Source organism: Amycolatopsis sp. lyj-112, from assembly GCF_046549055.1.
Taxonomy (GTDB): domain Bacteria; phylum Actinomycetota; class Actinomycetes; order Mycobacteriales; family Pseudonocardiaceae; genus Amycolatopsis.
On record NZ_JAJPWS010000006.1, the window covers coordinates 228,418 to 249,568 of the forward strand.

The 21,151-nt window shown below is 69.3% G+C and carries 19 protein-coding genes; 9 read left to right on the forward strand and 10 right to left on the reverse strand.

Features of this window, described 5'->3' with window-relative positions; all coding sequences use genetic code 11:
- Positions 1-24: 24 nt before the first annotated feature.
- The 5 genes from ACLJRL_RS22175 to tig all read right to left on the reverse strand — a co-directional run bounded on the left by ACLJRL_RS22175 (position 25) and on the right by tig (position 4,910).
- A complete protein-coding gene (locus ACLJRL_RS22175) occupies positions 25-405 on the reverse strand; it encodes a hypothetical protein (protein ID WP_410658151.1) in 381 nt (126 codons plus the stop codon).
- 117 nt (positions 406-522) lie between these two features.
- Positions 523-1,818, reverse strand: coding sequence for an ATP-dependent Clp protease ATP-binding subunit ClpX (clpX, locus tag ACLJRL_RS22180; RefSeq protein ID WP_410658152.1), 1,296 nt, complete (start codon positions 1,816-1,818; stop codon positions 523-525).
- Between the two features lie 232 nt (positions 1,819-2,050).
- Positions 2,051-2,725 carry an ATP-dependent Clp protease proteolytic subunit gene (locus ACLJRL_RS22185; RefSeq protein WP_410658153.1) on the reverse strand — a complete coding sequence of 225 codons (675 nt, stop codon included), beginning with the start codon at positions 2,723-2,725 and terminating at the stop codon, positions 2,051-2,053.
- Between the two features lie 26 nt (positions 2,726-2,751).
- A complete protein-coding gene (locus ACLJRL_RS22190; protein WP_410658154.1) occupies positions 2,752-3,354 on the reverse strand; it encodes a ClpP family protease in 603 nt (200 codons plus the stop codon).
- A gap of 185 nt (positions 3,355-3,539) precedes the next feature.
- Positions 3,540-4,910: a trigger factor gene (tig, locus tag ACLJRL_RS22195; RefSeq protein ID WP_410658155.1), complete on the reverse strand. Its 1,371-nt coding sequence runs from the start codon at positions 4,908-4,910 to the stop codon at positions 3,540-3,542.
- A gap of 462 nt (positions 4,911-5,372) precedes the next feature.
- Here tig and ACLJRL_RS22200 point away from each other — a divergent pair, with 462 nt between their 5' ends.
- Positions 5,373-7,388, forward strand: a complete 2,016-nt coding sequence (locus ACLJRL_RS22200; RefSeq protein ID WP_410658297.1) for a fatty acid desaturase — start codon at positions 5,373-5,375, stop codon at positions 7,386-7,388.
- A 122-nt stretch (positions 7,389-7,510) separates the two neighbouring features.
- Here ACLJRL_RS22200 and ACLJRL_RS22205 read toward each other — a convergent pair whose 3' ends face one another.
- Entirely contained in the window at positions 7,511-7,729 is a 219-nt protein-coding gene (locus tag ACLJRL_RS22205) for a hypothetical protein (RefSeq protein WP_410658156.1), read from the reverse strand.
- Between the two features lie 63 nt (positions 7,730-7,792).
- Between ACLJRL_RS22205 and ACLJRL_RS22210 the strand changes: the two genes are divergently transcribed.
- From ACLJRL_RS22210 to ACLJRL_RS22235, 6 genes are all read left to right on the forward strand, one after another.
- Positions 7,793-7,939 carry a hypothetical protein gene (locus ACLJRL_RS22210; protein WP_410658157.1) on the forward strand — a complete coding sequence of 49 codons (147 nt, stop codon included), beginning with the start codon at positions 7,793-7,795 and terminating at the stop codon, positions 7,937-7,939.
- 168 nt (positions 7,940-8,107) lie between these two features.
- Positions 8,108-9,649 (forward strand): sensor histidine kinase, encoded by a 1,542-nt coding sequence (locus ACLJRL_RS22215; RefSeq protein WP_410658158.1) that lies wholly within the window; start codon positions 8,108-8,110, stop codon positions 9,647-9,649.
- A gap of 10 nt (positions 9,650-9,659) precedes the next feature.
- Positions 9,660-11,540, forward strand: coding sequence for a glycosyltransferase family 39 protein (locus ACLJRL_RS22220; protein WP_410658159.1), 1,881 nt, complete (start codon positions 9,660-9,662; stop codon positions 11,538-11,540).
- 74 nt (positions 11,541-11,614) lie between these two features.
- Positions 11,615-12,874 carry a glycosyltransferase gene (locus ACLJRL_RS22225; protein WP_410658298.1) on the forward strand — a complete coding sequence of 420 codons (1,260 nt, stop codon included), beginning with the start codon at positions 11,615-11,617 and terminating at the stop codon, positions 12,872-12,874.
- Positions 12,875-12,878: 4 nt separating this feature from the next.
- Positions 12,879-14,726, forward strand: a complete 1,848-nt coding sequence (locus ACLJRL_RS22230; protein WP_410658160.1) for a glycosyltransferase family 39 protein — start codon at positions 12,879-12,881, stop codon at positions 14,724-14,726.
- 337 nt (positions 14,727-15,063) lie between these two features.
- Positions 15,064-15,768: a PP2C family protein-serine/threonine phosphatase gene (locus ACLJRL_RS22235; protein WP_410658161.1), complete on the forward strand. Its 705-nt coding sequence runs from the start codon at positions 15,064-15,066 to the stop codon at positions 15,766-15,768.
- 9 nt (positions 15,769-15,777) lie between these two features.
- Here the strand turns inward: ACLJRL_RS22235 and ACLJRL_RS22240 are convergent, their stop codons facing one another.
- The 4 genes from ACLJRL_RS22240 to ACLJRL_RS22255 form a co-directional block, all read right to left on the reverse strand.
- Positions 15,778-16,242 carry a DUF2127 domain-containing protein gene (locus ACLJRL_RS22240; RefSeq protein ID WP_410658162.1) on the reverse strand — a complete coding sequence of 155 codons (465 nt, stop codon included), beginning with the start codon at positions 16,240-16,242 and terminating at the stop codon, positions 15,778-15,780.
- 59 nt (positions 16,243-16,301) lie between these two features.
- Complete coding sequence (locus ACLJRL_RS22245) at positions 16,302-16,724, reverse strand: hypothetical protein (RefSeq protein ID WP_410658163.1); 423 nt, start codon at positions 16,722-16,724, stop codon at positions 16,302-16,304.
- Between the two features lie 117 nt (positions 16,725-16,841).
- On the reverse strand, positions 16,842-18,299 hold the full coding sequence (locus ACLJRL_RS22250) for an amidohydrolase (RefSeq protein ID WP_410658164.1): 1,458 nt from the start codon (positions 18,297-18,299) through the stop codon (positions 16,842-16,844).
- A gap of 89 nt (positions 18,300-18,388) precedes the next feature.
- A complete protein-coding gene (locus tag ACLJRL_RS22255; protein WP_410658165.1) occupies positions 18,389-18,841 on the reverse strand; it encodes a MarR family winged helix-turn-helix transcriptional regulator in 453 nt (150 codons plus the stop codon).
- 143 nt (positions 18,842-18,984) lie between these two features.
- Here ACLJRL_RS22255 and ACLJRL_RS22260 point away from each other — a divergent pair, with 143 nt between their 5' ends.
- Both ACLJRL_RS22260 and ACLJRL_RS22265 read left to right on the forward strand, forming a co-directional pair.
- On the forward strand, positions 18,985-20,166 hold the full coding sequence (locus tag ACLJRL_RS22260; RefSeq protein WP_410658166.1) for an MFS transporter: 1,182 nt from the start codon (positions 18,985-18,987) through the stop codon (positions 20,164-20,166).
- A gap of 29 nt (positions 20,167-20,195) precedes the next feature.
- The gene (locus tag ACLJRL_RS22265) at positions 20,196-21,029 is read left to right on the forward strand and encodes an aldo/keto reductase (RefSeq protein WP_410658167.1); all 834 of its coding nucleotides are present in this window, start codon (positions 20,196-20,198) and stop codon (positions 21,027-21,029) included.
- Positions 21,030-21,151 lie beyond the last annotated feature (122 nt).

Here is a 21,151-nt window from a genome sequence, read left to right on the forward strand (position 1 = left end):
AAAATCACGAATCAGCCGGGCCGATCAGCCCAACCAGCGTCCCGCCATCGAGATCAACCAGAATCCGGTGAGTGTGGCACCGGTGTACAACCCGGTCCAGGCGACGAGCGACCGGTCGGTCTCCGCGGCCCGCGCCGCCTTGATGCGAACGAGAGCGTACGCCGACACCGCGAACAGCGGCAACGGGATCAGCGGGAGCAGCGACAGCCGGACGACACCCGCCACCAGGCAGGTGACCACCAGCACGCCGAGCACGATCGTCAGCGCACGCGGGATCCAGGGGTGCCCGCGATAGGCACCGAGGATGATGCGTTCGGTGAGTTCGACGAGCCCTCTGACCTCGCGTGGACTCGTGGCTGCCAGCTCGGGAGCCTCGTTCTCGTCCTTCGTGGGAGTCAGCGGCACCCGCGCATCCTATCCCGGACCGGTCACCGGCCGGGCAGGGCCGCGTAAAAACCGATGCCCCGGCCGGAGGTTCCCGGCCGGGGCATCGGTGGTGACAATGCTGGACAAAGCTGCTGCCTAGGCGGACTTCTCGCCGCGCTCGCTGCTGCGACGACGTGACGGCTGACGCGCCACGATCGTCGGGTTCACGTTCTCGCGGACGGTCTGCTCGGTGATGACGACCTTCGCGACGTCGTCGCGACTCGGGATGTCGTACATGACCGGCTGCAGGACCTCTTCCATGATCGCGCGCAGGCCACGGGCGCCGGTGCCGCGGAGCACGGCCTGGTCGGCGATGGCCTCGAGCGCGGTCGGGGTGAACTCCAGCTCGACGTTGTCCATCTCGAAGAGCTTCTTGTACTGCTTCACCAGCGCGTTGCGCGGCGCGGTCAAGATGCTGACCAGCGACTCCTTGTCCAGGTGGGTCACCGTCGCCACGACCGGGAGCCGGCCGATGAACTCCGGGATCAACCCGAACTTGATCAGGTCCTCCGGCATGGTGTCGGAGAAGATGTCGCTCTCGTCGATCTCGGCCTTCGTGCGGATCTCCGCACCGAAACCGAGGCCGCGCTTGCCGACCCGCTCGTTGATGATCTTTTCCAGCCCGGCGAACGCGCCGGCCACGATGAACAGCACGTTCGTCGTGTCGATCTGGATGAACTCCTGATGCGGGTGCTTGCGGCCGCCCTGCGGCGGCACCGAAGCGGTGGTGCCCTCGAGGATCTTCAGCAGCGCCTGCTGCACGCCCTCACCCGACACGTCGCGGGTGATCGAGGGGTTCTCCGACTTCCGGGCGATCTTGTCGACCTCGTCGATGTAGATGATGCCCGTCTCGGCCCGCTTGACGTCGTAATCCGCCGCCTGGATCAGCTTGAGCAGGATGTTCTCGACATCCTCGCCCACGTAGCCGGCTTCGGTGAGCGCCGTGGCGTCCGCGATCGCGAACGGGACGTTCAGCATCTTCGCCAGCGTCTGGGCCAGGTAGGTCTTGCCGCATCCCGTCGGTCCGAGCATCAGGATGTTGGACTTCGCCAGTTCGACGGTCTCGTCCTTGGAATCCTTCGGCCCGGCCTTGTCGTCGGCCTGCACACGCTTGTAGTGGTTGTACACCGCCACGGCCAGCGTCCGCTTCGCGTCGTCCTGGCCGATGATGTACTGCTCGAGGAACTCGTGGATGTCCGCGGGCTTGGGCAGCTCGTCGAGCTTGACCTCACCCGCTTCGGCCAGTTCTTCCTCGATGATCTCATTGCAGAGATCGATGCACTCATCGCAGATGTAGACCCCGGGGCCGGCAATGAGCTTCTTCACCTGCTTTTGGCTCTTGCCGCAGAAAGAACATTTCAGCAGGTCGCCGCCGTCACCGATCCGTGCCATGGCCGTTGACCTCGTCCCCTCCGGCGCACTCTCTACGCCCGCACTGTTGCGCCTGACTGTCTTACCGCCCCGGTCACGGATGACCGCTCGGAGCCTCACACACTGCCACTGACGGTACCCGCCCGATGCCCTCGGCGGGAGAACCAACGTCACATCTGAGCACGCCAGAAGCTGACCATAGACCAGGGATCCGGTGCGTGTCGTCTCCCGACACGCACCGGTTCCGGTGCGATCAGCTGCTCGAAGCCTTGCGGTACTCGAGAACTTCGTCGACGATCCCGTACGCCTTGGCCTCGTCGGCCGTCAGGATCTTGTCGCGCTCGATGTCCCTCTTGATGTCGTCGGCTTCCTTGTTCGTGTGCTTCGCCAGGATGACCTCCATCTGGCGCCGCACCCGCTGGATCTCGTTGGCCTGGATCTCCAGGTCCGACACCTGACCGTAGGTGCCCTCGGTGGCGGGCTGGTGGATCAGCACGCGCGAGTTCGGCAGCGTGAAGCGCTTGCCGGGGGTACCCGCGGCCAGCAGCACCGCGGCGGCCGAAGCGGCCTGGCCGATGCACATGGTGACGATGTCGGGGCGGACGTACTGCATCGTGTCGTAGATCGCCATCAGCGCGGTGAACGAGCCACCGGGCGAGTTGATCAGGATCATGATGTCGCGGTCCGGGTCCTCGTGCTCGAGGTGCAGCAGCTGGACCATGACGTCGTTCGCCGACGCGTCGTCGATCTGCACGCCGAGCATGATCTGGCGCTCTTCGTACAGCTTGTTGTACGGGTTCGACTCCTTGATGCCGTAGCTGGTGCGCTCGACATAGGAGGGCAGGACGTACCGCGACTGCGGCAGCTGGAGCCGGGACTGCGAGGACGGCACCGCCTGCGATCCCATCGGAAGCTGATAGTTGGTCATGGGAATCTCCTGTGTTCCGGCGCGGATCAGCGGTTGGGAAGCGGGTTCTCGCGCGTCAGGACCTGGTCGACGAACCCGTAGTCCTTCGCCTCCTGCGCGGTGAACCAGCGGTCACGGTCGCCGTCCTTGACGATCTGCTCGACCGTCTGGCCGGTCTGTTCGGCCGTGATCTTGGCCAGTTCCTGCTTCCACTTGCCGAACACCTCGGCCTGGATCGCGATGTCGGAGGCGGTGCCACCGACGCCGGCCGACGGCTGGTGCATGAGGATGCGGGCGTGCTGCAGCGCGTACCGCTTGCCGGGCGAGCCGGACGAGAGCAGGAACTGCCCCATCGACGCGGCCAGGCCCATCGCGTAGGTCGCGACGTCCGGGCGGATGAGCTGCATGGTGTCGTAGATCGCGAACCCCGCGGTGACCGAGCCACCGGGCGAGTTGATGTAGAAGCGGATGTCCGAATCGGAGTCGTCTGCGTCGAGCAGCAACAACTGGGCGGTGATCCGGTTCGCGACCTCGTCGTTGACCTCGGAACCGAGGACGACGATGCGCTCCTGGAGCAACCGCTCGAAGACCGAGTCGGTGAGGTTGAGCCCTGCGGTTCCGGACCGCGCCTCGGGCGTGTGCTGCGTCACGTCTGCCTGCCTTTTCGCCGACGGCGGCCTGGCCGAGCTTCGGCCGCCGCTGTATGTCCAGATGCTGTGTCCAGGTGCTGAAGATCTTGCAACCGACCCTAACGAACTTGGGCGGTGCAGAATGCCTGACACCGCCCAAGTTCGCTTACAGCTTTACGGTCCGTTTCGCGAGGACCGCGTATTCCCTACTCGGCCGCAGTCTTCGCGGGTTCCTCGGTGACCTGCGTCTCCTCGGCTGCGGGGCCGAAGAGCTCGTCGAGGTCCACCGCGGTGCCGGAGGCGTCGGTCACGGTGGTCCGGCGGACCACCGTGGCGAGCGCCTTGCCCCGACGGACGTCGGCGTAGATCGCGGTCAGCTGACCGGACTGCTGCGCCCGCTGGACGTACTCGTCCGGGCTGACACCGAAGCGCTGGGCCTGGTAGATGATCCGCTCGGTGAGCTCGCCGTCGTTGACCGAGGTCTTCTCGGCGTCGGCGATGGTGTCCAGCAGCAGCTGCGTGCGGACCGCCTTCTCCGACTCCTCGCGAACCTCCGCGTCGAACTCTTCCAGAGTGCGGCCTTCGGCCTCGAGTGCCTTCGCGAACTCGGCCTCGTTGTGGTCGAACGGGTGGATCGCGTCGTGCTTGCGGTTCTCGATCTCGGCGTCGAGGACCTTCTCCGGGATCGGGACCTCGGTGCGCTCGAGCAGTTCCTCGAGGACCTTGTCCCGCGCCTGAACGCCCTGCTGCATCTTCTTGACGCGGCCGAGACGCTCGCGAAGGTCGCCCTTCAGCTCGTCGATGCTGTCGAACTCGCTCGCCATCTGGGCGAACTCGTCGTCCGCCTCCGGCAGCTCGCGCTGCTTGATGGTCTGCACCGTGACCGTGACCTCGGCGTCCTTGCCCGCGTGCTCGCCGGCGACCAGCTTCGTGGTGAAGGACTTGGTCTCGCCCGCGTTCGCGCCGACGATCGCCTCGTCGATGCCGTCGACGAGCTGGCCGGAGCCGATCTCGTAGGACAGCCCGGTGGTCGAAGCCTCTTCGACGTCCTGACCGTCGACCGTGGCGGCCAGGTCGATCGAGACGAAGTCGCCGGTCTCGGCCGCACGCTCGACACCGGTCAGGGTGCCGAAACGGGCGCGCAGCTCGTCGAGCTGCTCGTCGACCTCGGCGTCGGTCAGTTCGACGTCGTCGACGCTGACCGTGAAGCCTTCGAGGTCGGGCAGCGAGATCTCCGGACGGATGTCGACCTCGGCGGTGAACTCGAGCACCTCACGGTCCTCGAGCTTGGTCACCTCGAACTCGGGCTGGCCCAGCGTGCGGACCTCGCCCGCGCGCACGGCTTCCATGTACTTGGCCGGAATGACCTCGTTGACGACCTCGTCGAGCACCGGGGCTCGCCCGATCCGGCTTTCCAGCACGCGAGCCGGCGCCTTGCCCGGACGGAAGCCGGGGATGCGCACCTGCTGGGCGATCTTGCGGTAGGCGCGGTCGAAGTTCGGCTTGAGCTCGTCGAACGGCACCTCGACATTGATCTTGACTCGCGTCGGGCTGAGCTGCTCGACGGTGCTCTTCAACGTAATCTCCTCGAGCGGTAAACGATGTGATTGAGCATCCGGTCGCGGTCAGCTTCGTGATCCGCGGCGGATGTCCCCTGGTCACCTTGCAGACCGGGCCGACCGAGTCTAGGCCCCGCGGCTCATCGGCCCGGGTCCGGGGGCTTCCAGTGCCCTTTCCGGCCGGGATCACAGCATTCGGACGTCGTCCGGCGAACAGGACACAGACCACCCGATCGGACCAGTTTTCGGTTCTTCTCTGTTACGAAGCCGTCCGATCCTGGACACGGATGCGTGCCGGGCTTCACCATCGGGCGCCGTCACCGGACGTTTCAGCAGGTAGTTGAAGTTTACAAACCAGTACTAGTTGTCTACGGTGTGACAGCTTGTCCCGGTAGCATCGACCGAGGGGACCGATCGATGACCGTCGCCGCTACCCGGCCCAAGGACGCGGGGGACCTGTCCGAGAGACCTGGACGGGGTGTGCCCAACCCGCGGATCCCGCTTCCGGTGGTCTCGGTGCCGACCGTGCTGTTGTTCGTCGGCGGGGCCATGGTCTGGGCCGGTGCCACCTGGCTGGTGGTCAACGGTGCCGCGCCGCTGTGGGTGACCATCCCTCTGCACGCGCTGGTCACTTTCACCATGTTCACCGTGCTGCACGAGTCGACGCACCACGCGGCCGGCCAGCTCACCTGGGTCAACGAACTTCTCGGCAGGCTCGCCATGCCGTTCGTCGCGAGCTATGGCGCCTTTCCCTTCGTGCGCTACATCCACTTGGAGCACCACCGCAACACCAATGAGGACGCGCACACCGATCCCGACGCGTGGACAGCGCACGGCCCCTGGTGGCAGCTGCCGCTGCGGTGGCTGACGATCGACGGCTGGTACGCCCGTTTCTCCGTGGCCCGGCAGCGCACCCGCCCGCCGTCCGAGCGGATCGAGACCGCGGTCGTGATCCTCCTCAGCCTCGCCGCGTTCGGCTGGCTGATCGCGACCGGCCACGGCTGGGAACTGCTGGTGGTCTACCTGATCCCGCAGCGCATCGGGCTGGCCGTGCTGGCCTGGTGGTTCGACTGGCTCCCGCATCACGACCTCGGCGCCCAGCGGCAGAACCGGTTCGGCGCCACCCGGGTCCGGGTCGGCCTGGAATGGCTGATGACACCGATCATGCTGTGCCAGAACTACCACCTGGTGCACCATCTCCACCCGGCGATCCCGTTCTACCGGTACCTGCGCGCCTGGAACGACAACCGCGACGCCTACCTCGCCAAGGACGTCCCGATCGCCACCGCCTGGGGCCGCGGGCTGACGTCGTCGGAATACCGCGAATGGCGTCAGTTGACCGGCTCGTTCGACGAAGAGCCGCCGCCGGCCCCGCAGCCCCGGGCGCCGAGCGCGTTCCACCAGCTGCGCGTGGCCGACGTCCGGCCGCTGTGCGAAGGCGCGGTCACCGTGAACTTCGAAGTGCCCGAGCGGCTGCGGGAGACCTTCCGGTTCACCCCCGGCCAGCACGTCGTGATCCGCGCGGAAGTCGACGGGGAAGAGGTGCGGCGCGCGTACTCGATCTGCTCGACGCCCGGCTCCGGCGAACTGAGGATCGCGATCAAGCACCAGATCGGCGGCGCGTTCTCCACCTTCGCCACCACTGAACTGGAGGCGGGCGACGTGTTGGACGTCCTCCCCCCTGACGGTGTGTTCACGCTAACCCCCGAAGAGGGCCGCTCCGGCCGGTACGTCGCGCTCGCCGCGGGCAGCGGGATCACGCCGGTGCTGTCGATCCTGGCCACGACGCTGATCGACGAGCCGAACAGCCGGGCCACCCTCCTCTACATCAACACCTCCGGCGCCAGCACGATGTTCGCCGAGGAACTCGGTGCGCTCGCGGCGCGGCTGGGCGGCCGGCTGCACGTGGTGCACTACCGCACCGACGAACGCGACCCGGACCTGCGGACGCAGCGGATCGGGAAGCCGTCCGACATCGTCGGCGAGGCGCTGGCGATCTCGCACGAGCGCTACCAGCGCGGCCGCCTCGACGGCACCCGCCTCCGGGCGCTGCTGCAGGCGCGGCTGCACCCGGCGAAGGTGGACGACTGGTTCCTCTGCGGCCCGCGCGAACTGGTCGACATGGCCCGCCGGACGCTGGCCGACAAGGACGTCCCGGAAGAGAACGTCCACTTCGAACTGTTCCAGGGCGCGCTCCCGGTCCGGCCCTCGCGCCGTCCGGGCCCGATCCTGACGGTGACCGCCGGCGGGAAGACCGCCGAGATCCCGGCGACCGTGGGCGAGACCGTGCTCAGCGCCGCTCTGCGGCACGGCGTGGACGCGCCGTACGCGTGCGTCGGCGGGGCCTGCGGGACCTGCCGGGCGACGGTGGTGCGAGGCGACGCGCGGATGGACGTGCACTACGCGCTCACCGGCGACGAGGTCGCCGCCGGGCGGATCCTGACCTGCCGGGCCGTGGCGACCACCGCCGAACTGACCGTCGACTACGACCGCTGACCGGACACCGCACTCGCGTGATCAGAGGCGTATCTCGCGTGACTGGACACCGCACTTGAGTGTGCGGCGTCTGATCACGCGAGATACGCCTCTGATCACGGGTGTCGTCCGTCTGATCACGCTTACTGGCCGGGAGGGATCCCGCCGTCGGGAGGTCCCTGGTCGTCTCCCGTCGTTTCCCGGACTGATTCGGCGGTCGCCGTCGTCCCGGAGGTCGTCGCGACGACGCTGACCGTGTCACCGGTCTCGACGCCGCTCGCCACCGATGAGTCGATCGTGTAGATCTTGCTGAAGCCGTCGTCGCTCACCGCGGTCAGCGACGTCGCGCTCAGCTCGGTCACCTTCCCGGTCTGCGTGAGCTGAGTGGTGTAGCCGCCGTTCCCGTCGGAGACGACGAACTCTCCGTGCAGGGCACGGCTCGCGGAACCACCGGAACCGCCGCGGCCGCACCGGCGCCCAGCGCCTTGCGCTTGCCGGAGCGGGGCTTCTTCGACGAAGGCGACGGCGCTCCCCAGTCCGATGTAGACGGAGCGGTGGCGGTGTTCTCGTGAGGCTGGTTCATGATCGGAACTCCTGTGGTGTCGTCGTTTCCCCCACCGTCCGCACCCCGGCTGTGCCGGACCTGTGCCCGCCGTCAGACCTCCCTGTGACCGCGGCACACAGCGAGCTCACAGGCGGGACACAACGCGCGCATACGACCACGGCGCACGCTCGAAGGCATGGCTCCCGGAATGGCATCGACCACCGGCCCTCGCCGGTGGTCCCGGCCCGGGCGGCTTTCCCTGCGCACCAAGCTGACCGGCTCGATGGTGCTGTTGCTCACCTTCGTCTGCCTCCTCATCGGTGTCGCCAGCGAGATCGCCCTGCGGTCGTTCCTCATCGACCAGATCGACGGCCAGCTCGCCGCCGCGTCGGCCCGCGCCCAGGACTTCGCGAACAAGCCGCCGGACGACCAGCACGGCCCGGGGCCCGATCCGCTCAACGCGCCCGGCCAGGCGTCCGGGACGCTCAACGTGCGCTTCACCGGCGATCAGGTGCTCTACGCCGGAGTCCTTTCGGTACAAGGACTTCCCCAGAGACTGTCGTCCGAGCAAGAAGCCGGTCTGCACGCCCTGCCGGTGGGCCGTCCGCCGGTGACCATGACGCTCGGCGGCCTCGGCGACTACCGGGTGCGGGCGGTCTCGATCCCCGGCGGGGTCGTCGTCACCGGACTCCCGCTCGAACCGGCGCAGGACACGCTGCTGACCGTCGGGCTGATCCTGTTCGGGGTGTCCGCGGCCGGCGCCGTCGGCGCGGCCTTCCTCGGCGCGTTCGCGGTCCGGCGCACCCTGCGGCCACTCGATCGCGTCGCCGCGACGGCGGGCCGTGTGTCGGCGATGCGGCTCGACCGCGGCCAGGTCGCGCTTTCGGTGCGGGTGCCGGAGATCGACACCGATCCGCGCACCGAGGTCGGCCAGGTCGGCTCCGCGCTCAATCTCATGCTCGGGCACATCTCGCAGGCGCTGGACGCGCGGCACGCCAGCGAAACCCGCGTCCGCCGGTTCGTCGCGGACGCGAGCCACGAACTCCGCACCCCGCTCGCGGCGATCCGCGGTTACGCCGAACTCGCCGGGCGCAGCAGCACCCTGGCGCCGCCGGAGGTCGCGCATTCGCTGTCCCGCATCCAGTCCGAGTCCGCCCGGATGACGACGCTGGTCGAGGATCTCTTGCTGCTGGCGAGACTCGACGGAGGACGGCCGCTCGACGTCGGCGAAGTCGATCTCACCCGGCTGACCGCGGACACCGTCGGCGACGCGCACGTCTCCGGCCCGGGACACCGCTGGGAACTGCGCCTGCCGGACGGTCCGCTGACCGTCCACGGCGATGTCCAGCGGCTGCACCAGGTTCTGGCGAACCTGCTGTCCAACGCGCGCACGCATACCCCGCCGGGCACCACGGTGGTCACCTCGCTGAGCCGCTCCCACGGCGGGACCGCGGTGCTGACCGTGACCGACGACGGCCCCGGCATCACCCCGGAACTCCTGCCGAGCGTGTTCGAACGGTTCGCCCGTGGCGATTCGTCCCGGTCGCGCAGCGCGGGCAGTACCGGCAGCACCGGGCTCGGCATGGCGATCGCGTCGGCGATCGTGGTGGCCCATGGCGGCACGATCGAGGTGCACAGCCGGCCAGGCCGGACCGAGTTCGCGGTGTATCTGCCGGTGATCGGATCCCCACAGGCCGCACACAGCTTCGGCACAAGGCACCCCCAGGTCGGCCCCTGAACCTGGGGGCATGACCCTCCTCGCCTCCCGAGACGACGCCGCAACCGACGCTCCGGCCACCGAGGCGGACCCGCCCGCCGATCCTCGCTGGGTCCGGCCGTCACTGGCCGCGCTCCTGCTCGCGACAGCCGTGCTGTACCTGTGGAATCTCGGCGAATCCGGCTGGGCCAACGCCTTCTACTCGGCGGCGGCGCAGGCCGGATCGCTGAGCTGGAAGGCGTTGTTCTTCGGATCGAGCGACGCGGCGAACGCGATCACCGTCGACAAGACCCCGGCCGCGCTGTGGTTCATGAGCCTCTCCGCTCGCCTGTTCGGCGTGAACGCCTGGAGCATCCTGGTGCCGCAGGCGCTGATGGGCATCGGCTCGGTGGCCTTGCTGTACGCCACGGTCCGGCGGACTTCGGGACCGGCCGCGGGCCTGCTCGCGGGCGGGATCCTCGCGCTCACCCCGGCCGCGGCGCTGATGTTCCGGTTCAACAACCCGGACTCGCTGCTCGTCCTGCTGCTGATCGCGGGCGCCTACTGCGTCGTGCGGGCACTGGAGAAGGCGAGCCCGCGCTGGCTCGCGCTGGCCGGGGTCGCCGTCGGTTTCGGCTTCCTGGCGAAGATGTTGCAGGCGTTCCTGGTCCTGCCGGCGTTCGGGATCGCGTACCTGGTGGCCGCGCCGACGTCGCTCGGCCGTCGCCTGCTGCACCTGCTCGGAGCTTTGAGCGCGACCCTCGTCTCCGCCGGCTGGTACCTCGCCGTCGTCGCGCTGTGGCCTGCCGCGGACCGCCCGTTCATCGGCGGCTCGCAGGAGAACAGCCTGTGGGAACTCGCCTTGGGCTACAACGGTTTCGGCCGGATCACCGGCGACGAGGTCGGCAGTGTCGGCGGCGGCGGGAACGGCGGCTGGGGCGGCACCGGCTGGGCGCGGCTGTTCGGCAGCGAGATGGCGGGCGGGATCGCCTGGCTGCTGCCGGCCGCCGTGGTCGCGCTGGGCGCCGGGCTGTGGTTCACCCGCCGCGCACGGCGCACCGACCCGAGCCGCGCGGCACTGATCCTGTGGGGCGGCTGGCTTTTGGCGACCGCCCTGGTGTTCAGCTACATGAGCGGCATCATCCACGCGTACTACATGATCGCGCTCGCCCCGGCGATCGCCGCGCTCGTCGGGATCGCGGCGGTGCAGTTGTGGCGTGCTCGCGGCAATCCGGCCGCGGCGGGCACGCTGAGCGCCGGTATCGCGCTGACTTCGCTGACCGCGTTCGTCCTGCTGTCCCGCCAGTCCACCTGGCTCCCGGGGCTGGCGATCGGGATCCTCGTCGTGGGTCTGCTGTGCGCGATCCTGGTCTTCTTCGCCGCGCAGTTACCCGACGCGGCACGACAAGTCGTCGCCGTCGGAGCGCTGGTCACCGTTCTGGCGGGCACCGGCGCGTACACGGTCGCGACGGCGGCCACCCCGCATTCCGGCGCGCTTCCCTCCGCGGGCCCCGCGACCGGCCGTGGCATGGGCATGGGCACCGGCGGTATGGGCGGGCGGGGCGGCGGGGCAGGTGGCCTGCTCGGGACCAGCCTGCCCGGCGAGAACCTGGTCGCCCTGCTGCAGAAGGACAGCGCGAACCACACCTGGACAGCGGCGGCGGTCGGGTCCAACAACGCCGCGGGTTTCCAGCTCGGCAGCGGGGCACCGGTAATGGCCGTCGGCGGGTTCAACGGGACGGATCCCGCGCCCACACTGGAACAGTTCAAGGAGTACGTCCGAAATGGACAGATCCACTACTTCCTCGGCGGCGGCATGATGATGCGCGGCGAGACCGGAAGTGACGCCGCCGAGCAGATCGCCACATGGGTCGAGGAAACCTACACACCGACCACAGTGGACGATGTCACCGTCTACGACCTGAGCCGGTGAAACCCGTGCCGGAACACAGGAACGGCACAGGCGAGACACAATCCAGGCTCAGCGCGATGGCCGAGATTGAAGACATGACAGCCGCGATCACCTCCCGCGCCGACACCGGCCGCCGCCCCGCCATCACCCCGACCGGCTCCCCCGTGCTCGACGTCGTCATCCCGGTCTACAACGAGGAAACCGACCTCGAACCGTGCATCCGCAGGCTGCACGGTCATCTCGAGGAACAGTTCCCGTACCCGTTCCGGATCACCATCGCCGACAACGCCAGCACCGACGAAACGTTGCGCGTGGCCGAACGGCTCGGCCGCGAGTTCGACGAGGTCGAGGTCCGCCATCTGGACGAGAAAGGCCGCGGGCGAGCCCTTCGCGCCGTTTGGTCCACTTCGGACGCTCCGGTGCTGGCCTATATGGACGTCGACCTCTCGACCGATCTGGCCGCGCTCGGCCCGCTCGTCGCCCCGCTGATCTCCGGGCATTCCGATCTGGCCATCGGGAGCAGGCTCGCCCGCGGCGCGCGGGTGGTGCGAGGGCCGAAGCGGGAGTTCATTTCCCGCTGCTACAACCTGATCCTGCGCGGCACGCTGGCGGCGAGGTTCAGCGACGCGCAGTGCGGTTTCAAGGCCATCCGTGCCGACGTCGCCGAACGCCTGCTCCCCCACGTCCAGGACACCGGCTGGTTCTTCGACACCGAACTGCTGGTGCTCGCGCAGAAATCGGGGCTGCGGATCCACGAGGTCCCGGTCGACTGGGTCGACGATCCGGACTCGTCGGTGAACATCGTCGCCACCGCCACCGCGGATCTCAAGGGCATCGCGCGGCTGACACGGGCGACGATGACCGGCCACATCCCGGTCAGCAGCCTGCGCGAACAACTGGGCCGCGCGCCGATCCAGGTCCACGCGCCGGGCGTGGCGCCGAGCCTCGTGCGTCAACTGGTGCGGTTCGCCGCGGTCGGTGTCGCCAGCACGCTGGCCTACCTCGTGCTCTTCCTGCTGCTGCGGACGTTCACCGGCGCGCAGGCCGCGAACCTGGTCGCGCTGCTGGTGACGGCGATCGGCAACACCGCGCTCAACCGGCGGCTCACCTTCGGCATCCGCGGCTCCGAAGGCGCCGGGCTGCATCAGTTCCAAGGCCTGGTCGTCTTCGGCCTCGGCCTCGGGCTCACCAGCGGCGCGCTGGCCGTGCTGCACACGATGACCGCACCGGGGCTGACGCTCGAGATCAGCGTGCTGGTGCTCGCGAACCTCGCGGCCACCGTGCTGCGTTTCCTGTTGCTGCGCGGCTGGGTCTTCCGCTCCCGCCGCCAGCCCGCCACCGAGATGGAGAGCTGAACCCATGACCACCGCACTCGCTTCCCGGGTGGAACCCGCACCCGCGGCGGAAGACGTCGCGCCACCGCGGGCCCGCTGGGTCCGGCCCGCCGTCCTGGCGCTGCTGGCCGGCACCGCGCTGCTCTACTTCTGGAACCTGACGGCCTCCGGCTACGGCAACTCCTTCTACGCCGCCGCGGTGCAGGCCGGAACGCAGGACTGGAAGGCGTGGCTGTTCGGCTCCCTCGACTCGGGGAACATCCTGACGGTCGACAAGCCCCCGGCCGCGCTCTGGGTCACGACAGCGTTCGCGCGGATCTTCGGCTTCTCGAGTTTCACCGTGCTGGCCCCGCAGGCGCTGATGGGCGTCGGCTCGGTCGGCCTGCTGTATCTGACGGTGAAGCGCACGTCCGGCCCGGTCGCCGGGCTGTTCGCCGGGGCCGCGTTCGCGCTCACCCCGGTGGCCGCACTGATGTTCAAGTTCAACAACCCGGACGCGCTGCTGACGCTGCTGCTGGTCGTCGGCGCCTACTGCACGGTCCGGGCGATCGAAAAGGCGAGCCCGCGCTGGCTGGCCTTCGCCGGCGCGGCGATCGGATTCGGCTTCCTGACCAAGATGATGCAGGCGTTCCTGGTGCTGCCGGCGTTCGGCCTCGCGTACCTGGTCGCCGCGCCGACGTCCGTGCGCAAGCGTTTGCTTCACCTGTTCGGCGCGGTCGCGTCGGTGGTCGTCTCGGCGGGCTGGTTCATCGCGCTGGTGGATCTGTGGCCGACGGACTCGCGGCCCTACATCGGCGGCTCGACCGATGACAGCCTCCTCGAACTGGCCTTGGGCTACAACGGTCTCGGCCGGATCTTCGGCGAGGGACGGGGCGGCGGCATGACGGTCGGGACCGCGGGTGGCGGGAACGTCGGTTTCGGCGGCGAGAGCGGCCTGACCCGGATGTTCGGGGCCAGCTTCGGTGGCGAGGTCTCCTGGCTGCTGCCCGCCGCGCTGATCGGGCTGGTCGCGGGGCTGTGGTTCACCCGGCGGGCCGCGCGGACCGACAAGACCCGGGCCGCGCTGATCGTGTGGGGCGGCTGGATGCTCGTCACCGCGCTGGTGTTCAGCTACATGAGCGGCATCGTGCACCCGTACTACGCCGTCGCGCTGGCACCGTCGATCGCGGCCGTGGTGGCCATCTCCGGGACCTCGCTGTGGAAGGGCCGGGCGCACCTGGCGCCGCGCGTGTTCCTGTCGCTGATGATCGCGGCCAGCGCGGTGTGGGCGTACATCCTGCTGGACCGCAACGCCGACTGGCTGCCCGCGCTGCGCTGGATCATCGCCGGCCTCGGGCTGGTGACCGCGACCGTCGTGCTGGTCGGCGTCCCGCCGATGCGCAAACTCGTCGCCGTCGTCGCGACGGTGGCCGTGCTGACGGTCGGTCTCGGGACCGCCGCCTACGCCGTCGAAACGTCGTCCCAGGCGCATTCCGGGTCGATCCCGACGTCCGGGCCCACCTCCGGCGGCGAGCGCGGCATGGGCATGGGCGGTCCGGGGATGGAAGAGAGCGCTTCGTCGGAGGTCGGGGCCCTGCTTTCGGCCACCACGACCAAATGGGCGGCGGCGACGGCGAGTTCGCAGTCGGCCGCGAGCCTGGAACTCGCGAGCGGGAAGGCGGTGATCGGCATCGGCGGCTGGAGCGGTCAGGACCCGGCGCCGACGCTCGCGGAATTCCAGCAGTACGTGGCGAACGGTGAGATCGGCTACTACGTCGAAGGCGGCCGGGGCGGTGGCCCTGGCGGCGGTTCGAACGAGATCGGCGAATGGGTCGCGGCGAACTTCACCGCCACCACGGTCGGCGAGCAGACGGTGTACGACCTGCGCTCCTGAGCGCGGTAAATGCGTCGACAAAGCGTTGGGGCGCACGGGATCCTGGACGGCGTGAATCGGCCGTACCGCTGGGACCTCGTGCGCCCCGACCAGCTCGGGACGCTCCTGGAACGCGGCCGCGCTGGTCGGACGAGAACGTGGGCGGGCCGGTCGAATGTCGCTGCACTGTGTGGAAATAGGGACGTTGAGTGTCCCGATTTCCACACACCCCCGGCGCAGACCACCGCGCTCTGGCCCGGCACCGACAGGCGACCGACACCCGAACCTCAGCCCGCGCACAGGAAACAGGCGGATCCTGGAAGTAGGGAAAGAATCACCCAGGGGTGAGGAGAAGGCCATGACCGACCGGGAGCTGCCACGCTGGCACACGGCGAGCGCGCAGGGGCCGCGCAAGCTCAACGCGGACGCCGTCGGGGCCTATGCGGCCGCCGGCGGGGCGGGGATCGTGTTCGCCCTGGCGGACGGGGTCGGAGATCACCCGTCCGCGGCACGCGCGGCTCGGACGGCGGCTTCGGCGGCGGCGCGGACGCCGGTCGGCCACGGCGCGGTCAAGGCTGTTTTGGCTGCTCAGCGGGCCGTTCACGACCTCGGCGGGACAGGTGACTGTGTCCTCGTCGTGGCGGTGCAGAGCGACAAGGGGTATCACCTCGCATGGGTCGGAGACGCACGGGCGTACGCTTGGGACGGCTACACCGTGCGGCAGGTCACGAAAGACCATACGCTGGCGCAGTACTTCCGCGACCATGATCAACCTGTGACACCGCGGATGGAACACGTCGTCACCACCAGCGTCCGCACGGCCGGAGAACACGAGATCGGCACGGCCGTCGTCGCCACCGGCGGCCTGCTCCTCACCAGCGACGGCGTGCACAAGACGCTCAGCGGCGCGACCATGCTCGACATCCTCGGGATGGCGGACAGGGCGGCGACCGAGCTGGTGCGGACGGCTATCTCGATCGGTGGCTCCGACAACGCCACCGCGATCGTGGTGGACCCGCCTCGGGCGGAGGACATCACGAAGAAATTTCGCGTCGCGGCCTGAACCGGGCGGTCAGGCCGCGACGCGATCCCTCTTGAGCTGGCGGTACTCGCGGAGCACCAGCACGACGATGACGACGTCGAGTGCGGCGAACAACGGCAGTGCGAGCGAGTGGGTGTGGATCGCCCGGATGATCTCGTAGACCACGAACGCCGAAAGCACCACGGCGGCGACGGGGTAGGCGCGCAGCACCTTGCGGGCCAGCGCCCAGACCAGGCCGAGCTTGATCAGCCCGTGCGCGAGCAGGTAGGCGACGGCGAACGTCCGGCCTTCGACGAAGTGGCCGGCGGCGAGTTCGAGGTGCCGGGCCAGCGTGCCCTCGGGGTCGCCGAGCAGGTCGCGCGTGACCACGGCGTGCGCGAAGCCGGTGATGACCGAGGCCGGGACGAGCATGAGGACGAGCCCGCCCACCACCTGCAGGGCGCCGTCGAGGCCCTTCAAAGCGATGGCGACCCGGAACAGCTTTTCGGTGGTCATGAGCGCTCCCTCCTTGGCCACCTCACCCTGCCCCACCCGGGCGCCGATCGCAGCGACCGTCACCGGAACAGGCGGTCTTGGCAGGCGCGGCACCGGTCGTGCCGCGCCGTCCGGCCGGTGAGGTCCCTGCCGTAGAAGGGAAAGCACGCGGCACCGCAGAGGCCGAGGTAGATGCGCCCGCATCGCAGGGGTCGCGCACCGACGTTGTGCGCCACGATCAGCGCCTGGTGATGCACCCCGGCTTCGGGCAGCCAGCCGTCGTCGGGCAGCTTCGCGAGCACGTCGGCGTCGACGTCGTCCGATCGGCGGATCAGGGCCGCGCCGAGTTCGGTGAGCCGCTCGCCGAGGTCCCGGAGCACGTCCGCGCGCGGCGTGTCCTCGTCGACCATCCGGGTGATACAGGCGACGTCGATGCCGAGCGAACCGTGCAGGTCCCGGATCCGGTCGAGCAGGCGGTGGTCCACGCCGAGCGTTTTCAGCATGATTTCTCATTTGACCCTTGCCCCTGGGCAAGGAAAGGGCCAGCCGGGTCAGATCGCTGCGCGCACGACGTCTTCGGCGAATTCCACCGCGCCGTTGGTGTACAGCCCGTCGCGGACTCAAGACACGTAAGTGATCCGGCCGTTCAGCACGGTGGCGGTGAGGGGGATGTCGCGCAGCCCGGCCGGGGAAAGCCGCGACGGATCCACCGCGGTGACGACCAGATCCGCGACATCCCCGACAGCCACCGAAGAACGGCCACCGGACGCCGCCGCGAGCGCGGCCTCCAGCGGCATGGCCTGCTCGGGATGCCACGCCGGACGATCGTCGTCGGTGCGGCTGACGGCCGACGCGATCGCGTCCCACGGATCCAGCGGCGCGACCGGCGCGTCGGAGCCGAACTCGATGGTCACCCCGGCGCGATGCAAGGCGCCGTAAGGGAAAGCCCGGTCGGTCCAGCCGTGCCAGTGCCGGTCGGCGACGTCCCGGTCGTCCGGCTGGTGCGCGGGCTGCACGCTCGCGACGACACCCAGCGAGGCGAACCGCACGACGTCGTCGGCGCGGAGCAACTGGGCGTGCTCGATCCGGCCCGCGCAGCCGACGGCCGCGAAGGCGTCGAGCGCGATCTTGTTGGCGTGGTCGCCGATCGCGTGCACGGCCGGGGAGAGGCCGTGCTCGGAAGCCTTGCGCATCAACGGTTCCAGCTCCTCGGGCGGCAGTTCGAGGAGCCCGAAGGACTCGGTTCCTGCGTAATGCTCCACGCAGTACGCGGTGCGCGTGTTCAGCGAGCCGTCGACGAACAGCTTGAACGGGCCGACCGTGAGCAGGCCGCCGGTGTCTTCGAGGACGTCGCCGGTGCGGTGGCCGCGTTCGACGGCGGTGTCGAGCAGGTACTTCGCGATCACGCAGGAAACCCGTACGGGCAAGGGTTTCCGTGCCAGCCGTCGGCGCCAGTCGGTGACGGTGTCGGTGTACTCGTAGTCGACGATCTTGGTGACCCCGCGGGCGGCCGCGGCGTCGAGCGCGTCGGCGACCCAGCCGTCGATTTCGTCGGTGGGCGCGACCGGCAGTTCGGCCGTCGCGCTCATGCAGTCGTTCTCCAGCAGCAGCCCGGTCGGATGCTCGCGGCCGATGAGTTTCAGCGCGGCCGGGCTGAGCCACAGCGTGTGGAGGTCGGCGCTGAACAGGGCGACGGGATGACCCGGCAACGCCTTCTGCAGCAGGTCCTTGTGCGGCACGTCGGGCCAGAGGCCGTCACGGAACCCGGCGCCGAGCACGAGCGAGCCGGGCGGCACCGGGTTCGCCAGCAGATGGGCGAGCACGAGGTCGACGGCGTGCGCCGCGGACCTCGCCTGCTCCAACGGGATCCGGCGGCGCGCGGCCGACCACTGCGCGGTGTGCGCGTGCGCGTCGACGAGGCCGGGCAGGACGGTGCCACCGTGCCCGTCCAGGATCTCCGACGCCTCACCCGCTTGCCCGGGGCCGGCGATGGCCGCGATCCGGCCACCCTTGATCAGCACGTCCGACAGGGAGCCCGCCAAGCCGACCCGGACCCGGCGCAACAGAAGATCGTCCACCCTGCTCACCTTGCCAGCCCGCCCGCGTTTCGTCCTCTACTTGCGGTCCATGCGTGCGCAACTACCGCGACTAGAGAACGAAACGCGAGTTAAGGGCGGGCGAAGGTGAGCTTTCCGAGTGCGGACACCAGGGGCGCGAGTTCGGGGAGTTCCTCGGCGGCGGACAGGGCCTCGGTGAGGACGGCGTCGTGCGTCGGCCGCGCGGCGACGAGCAGTTCCTGTCCCGTCGCCGTGACTTCGGTGTAGATCCCGCGCCGGTCGGTCGGGCACAGGTACCGCTGCAGCAGACCCCGGTCCTCCAACCGGGAGACCAGCCGCGTCGTCGCCGACTGGCTGAGCACGACGGCGTTCGACAGCTGGTTCATCCGCAGGTGGAACCCGTCCTGGCGGGCGAGCACGTCCAGCACGGTGTACTCGCTGACGGACAGTTCGTGGTGCTGCGCCAGCGCGCGCTCCAGCGCGTCCTCGATCCGCGCGTGCAGCGCGGCGAGCGTCCGCCAGCCCTGCGCGCGTGCCTCCACGGCGTCATCGGCCAGTGACACGGTTCACCTCTTCCCCGGTTGCCCGAGCTTAGTTGCGTCGTGCATCATCAAGCGTGTGCAATATACGGCGCGTGCAACTATTTCAGACGCTCGTAGTTGCTAACGCCAGTTAACACCACTCTACGGGAAGAAGTGACCTCCTCATGCCTGCCGCTCTGCTCGCACTGGCGATCAGCGCCTTCGGTATCGGCACCACCGAGTTCGTGATCATGGGCCTGCTGCCCGAGGTCGCGGGCGACTTCGGGGTGTCCATCCCCTCCGCGGGGCTGCTGATCTCCGGTTACGCGCTCGGCGTCGTCGTCGGCGCCCCGGTGCTGACGGCGCTCGCGTCGCGGGTGCCTCGCAAGCTGGTCCTGGTCGGCCTGATGGTCCTGTTCATCGCCGGCAACGTGGCCTCCGCGCTGGCCCCGACCTACAGCCTGCTGATGACCGGCCGGGTGGTCGCCGCGCTCTCGCACGGCGCGTTCTTCGGCGTCGGCTCGGTCGTCGCCGCGTCACTGGTCGCGCCGAACAAGCAGGCCAGCGCCATCGCGATGATGTTCACCGGGCTGACCGTGGCCAACGTCCTCGGCGTCCCCGCCGGGACCGCGCTCGGACAGGCGATGGGCTGGCGTTCGACGTTCTGGGCGGTCAGCGTCCTCGGCGTGATCGGCCTCATCGGGATCCTCGCGCTCGTGCCGAAGCAGCAGATCGTCCCGAGTGCGGGGCTGCGCAGCGAACTCGCCGTGTTCCGGCGCCCGCAGGTGTGGCTGGCGCTGGCGATGACCGCGCTCGGTTTCGCCGGGGTGTTCGCGTCCTTCACCTACATCGCCCCGATGATGACCGAGGTCGCCGGCTTCTCCTCCGGCGCGGTGACGTGGCTGCTCGTGCTGTTCGGCGGTGGCCTCTTCGTCGGCAACCTGCTCGGCGGCAAGGCGGCCGACCGGTCACTGATGCCCAGCCTGTACGTCATCCTCGCCGTGCTCGCGGCCGTGCTGGTCGTGTTCGTCTTCACCGCGCACTCCCAGCTGCCCGCCGCGATCACCATCGCGGTCTTCGGCGCCGCCGGTTTCGCGACCGTCGCACCACTGCAGGCCCGCGTCATGGACAAGGCCGAAGGCGCGCCCGCGCTGGCCTCGGCCGCCAACATCGCCGCGTTCAACCTCGGCAACGCCGGGGGCGCGTGGCTCGGCGGCCAGGCCATCGACGCAGGTCTCGGCTACACCGCGCCCAACTGGATCGGCGCCGCCCTGGCGCTCGCCGGACTGCTGGTCGCCGTCATCTCAGGCATGCTCGATCGCGGACGGCGGAAGGCCCGTCGCGCCGAACCGGCCCCCGCCGCCTGAACCTCAGTAATCACCGAAAGGAAAGTCAAGTGACCGACATTCCCACCGTCAAGCTCATCAACGGGGTGGAGATGCCGCAGCTCGGGTTCGGCGTCTTCCAGGTACCGGACGACGAGACCACCGCGGCGGTCAAGGCCGCGCTGGACGCCGGGTACCGCAGCATCGACACCGCCACGATCTACGGCAACGAAGCCGGTGTGGGCAAGGCGCTCGCCGAGTCCGGCATCGCCCGCGACGACCTGTTCATCACCACCAAGCTGTGGAACAGCGAGCAGGGCTACGACGCGACGCTGAAGGCGTTCGACGCCAGCCTGGCCAAACTGGGCCTGGATCGGCTCGACCTCTACCTCATCCACTGGCCGACGCCGGAGCGCGACCTCTACCTCGACACGTGGAAGGCCTTCGAGAAGCTCTACGCCGACGGCCGGGTGCGCGCGATCGGCGTCTCCAATTTCCAGCCCGCCCACCTCGAGCGGCTTCTCGACGCCGGTTCCGTCGTCCCGGCGGTGAACCAGGTCGAGGTGCACCCATACCTGCAGCAGGCCGAGGTGCGCGCGTTCGACGCGAAGCACGGCATCGCGACCGAGGCGTGGAGCCCGCTGGCCAAGGGCGGCGACCTGCTCGGCGAGCAGGCCGTGAAGGCGCTCGCGGAGAAGCACGGGCGCACTCCCGCGCAGGTCGTGCTGCGCTGGCACCTGCAGCTGGGCAACGTCGTGATCCCGAAATCCGTGACGCCGTCGCGGATCAAGGAGAACCTCGACGTCTTCGGGTTCACCCTGTCGGAGGAGGACGTCGCCTCGCTGTCCGGCCTGGACCGCGGCCTCCGGACCGGCCCGGACCCTGACACCTTCAACGTCGCGTAGGCACCGGGCCCAGAGTTCCGTGAAGGACTCCTTGAGGGAATCAGAGTCCCTCAAGGAGTCCTTCACGGACTTCCGCAGGTAGCGGGCGTAGCTCTTCGTTCTCGCACGAGGCCTCTGTGTAG

Coding starts and splice junctions, on each gene's coding strand:
- clpX (WP_410658152.1), bottom strand. CDS start 1,818: ATGGCACGGATCGGTGACGGCGGCGACCTGCTGAAATGTTCTTTCTGC.
- ACLJRL_RS22185 (WP_410658153.1), bottom strand. CDS start 2,725: ATGACCAACTATCAGCTTCCGATGGGATCGCAGGCGGTGCCGTCCTCG.
- ACLJRL_RS22215 (WP_410658158.1), top strand. CDS start 8,108: ATGGCTCCCGGAATGGCATCGACCACCGGCCCTCGCCGGTGGTCCCGG.
- ACLJRL_RS22220 (WP_410658159.1), top strand. CDS start 9,660: ATGACCCTCCTCGCCTCCCGAGACGACGCCGCAACCGACGCTCCGGCC.
- ACLJRL_RS22225 (WP_410658298.1), top strand. CDS start 11,615: ATGACAGCCGCGATCACCTCCCGCGCCGACACCGGCCGCCGCCCCGCC.
- ACLJRL_RS22230 (WP_410658160.1), top strand. CDS start 12,879: ATGACCACCGCACTCGCTTCCCGGGTGGAACCCGCACCCGCGGCGGAA.
- ACLJRL_RS22235 (WP_410658161.1), top strand. CDS start 15,064: ATGACCGACCGGGAGCTGCCACGCTGGCACACGGCGAGCGCGCAGGGG.
- ACLJRL_RS22240 (WP_410658162.1), bottom strand. CDS start 16,242: ATGACCACCGAAAAGCTGTTCCGGGTCGCCATCGCTTTGAAGGGCCTC.
- ACLJRL_RS22245 (WP_410658163.1), bottom strand. CDS start 16,724: ATGCTGAAAACGCTCGGCGTGGACCACCGCCTGCTCGACCGGATCCGG.
- ACLJRL_RS22260 (WP_410658166.1), top strand. CDS start 18,985: ATGCCTGCCGCTCTGCTCGCACTGGCGATCAGCGCCTTCGGTATCGGC.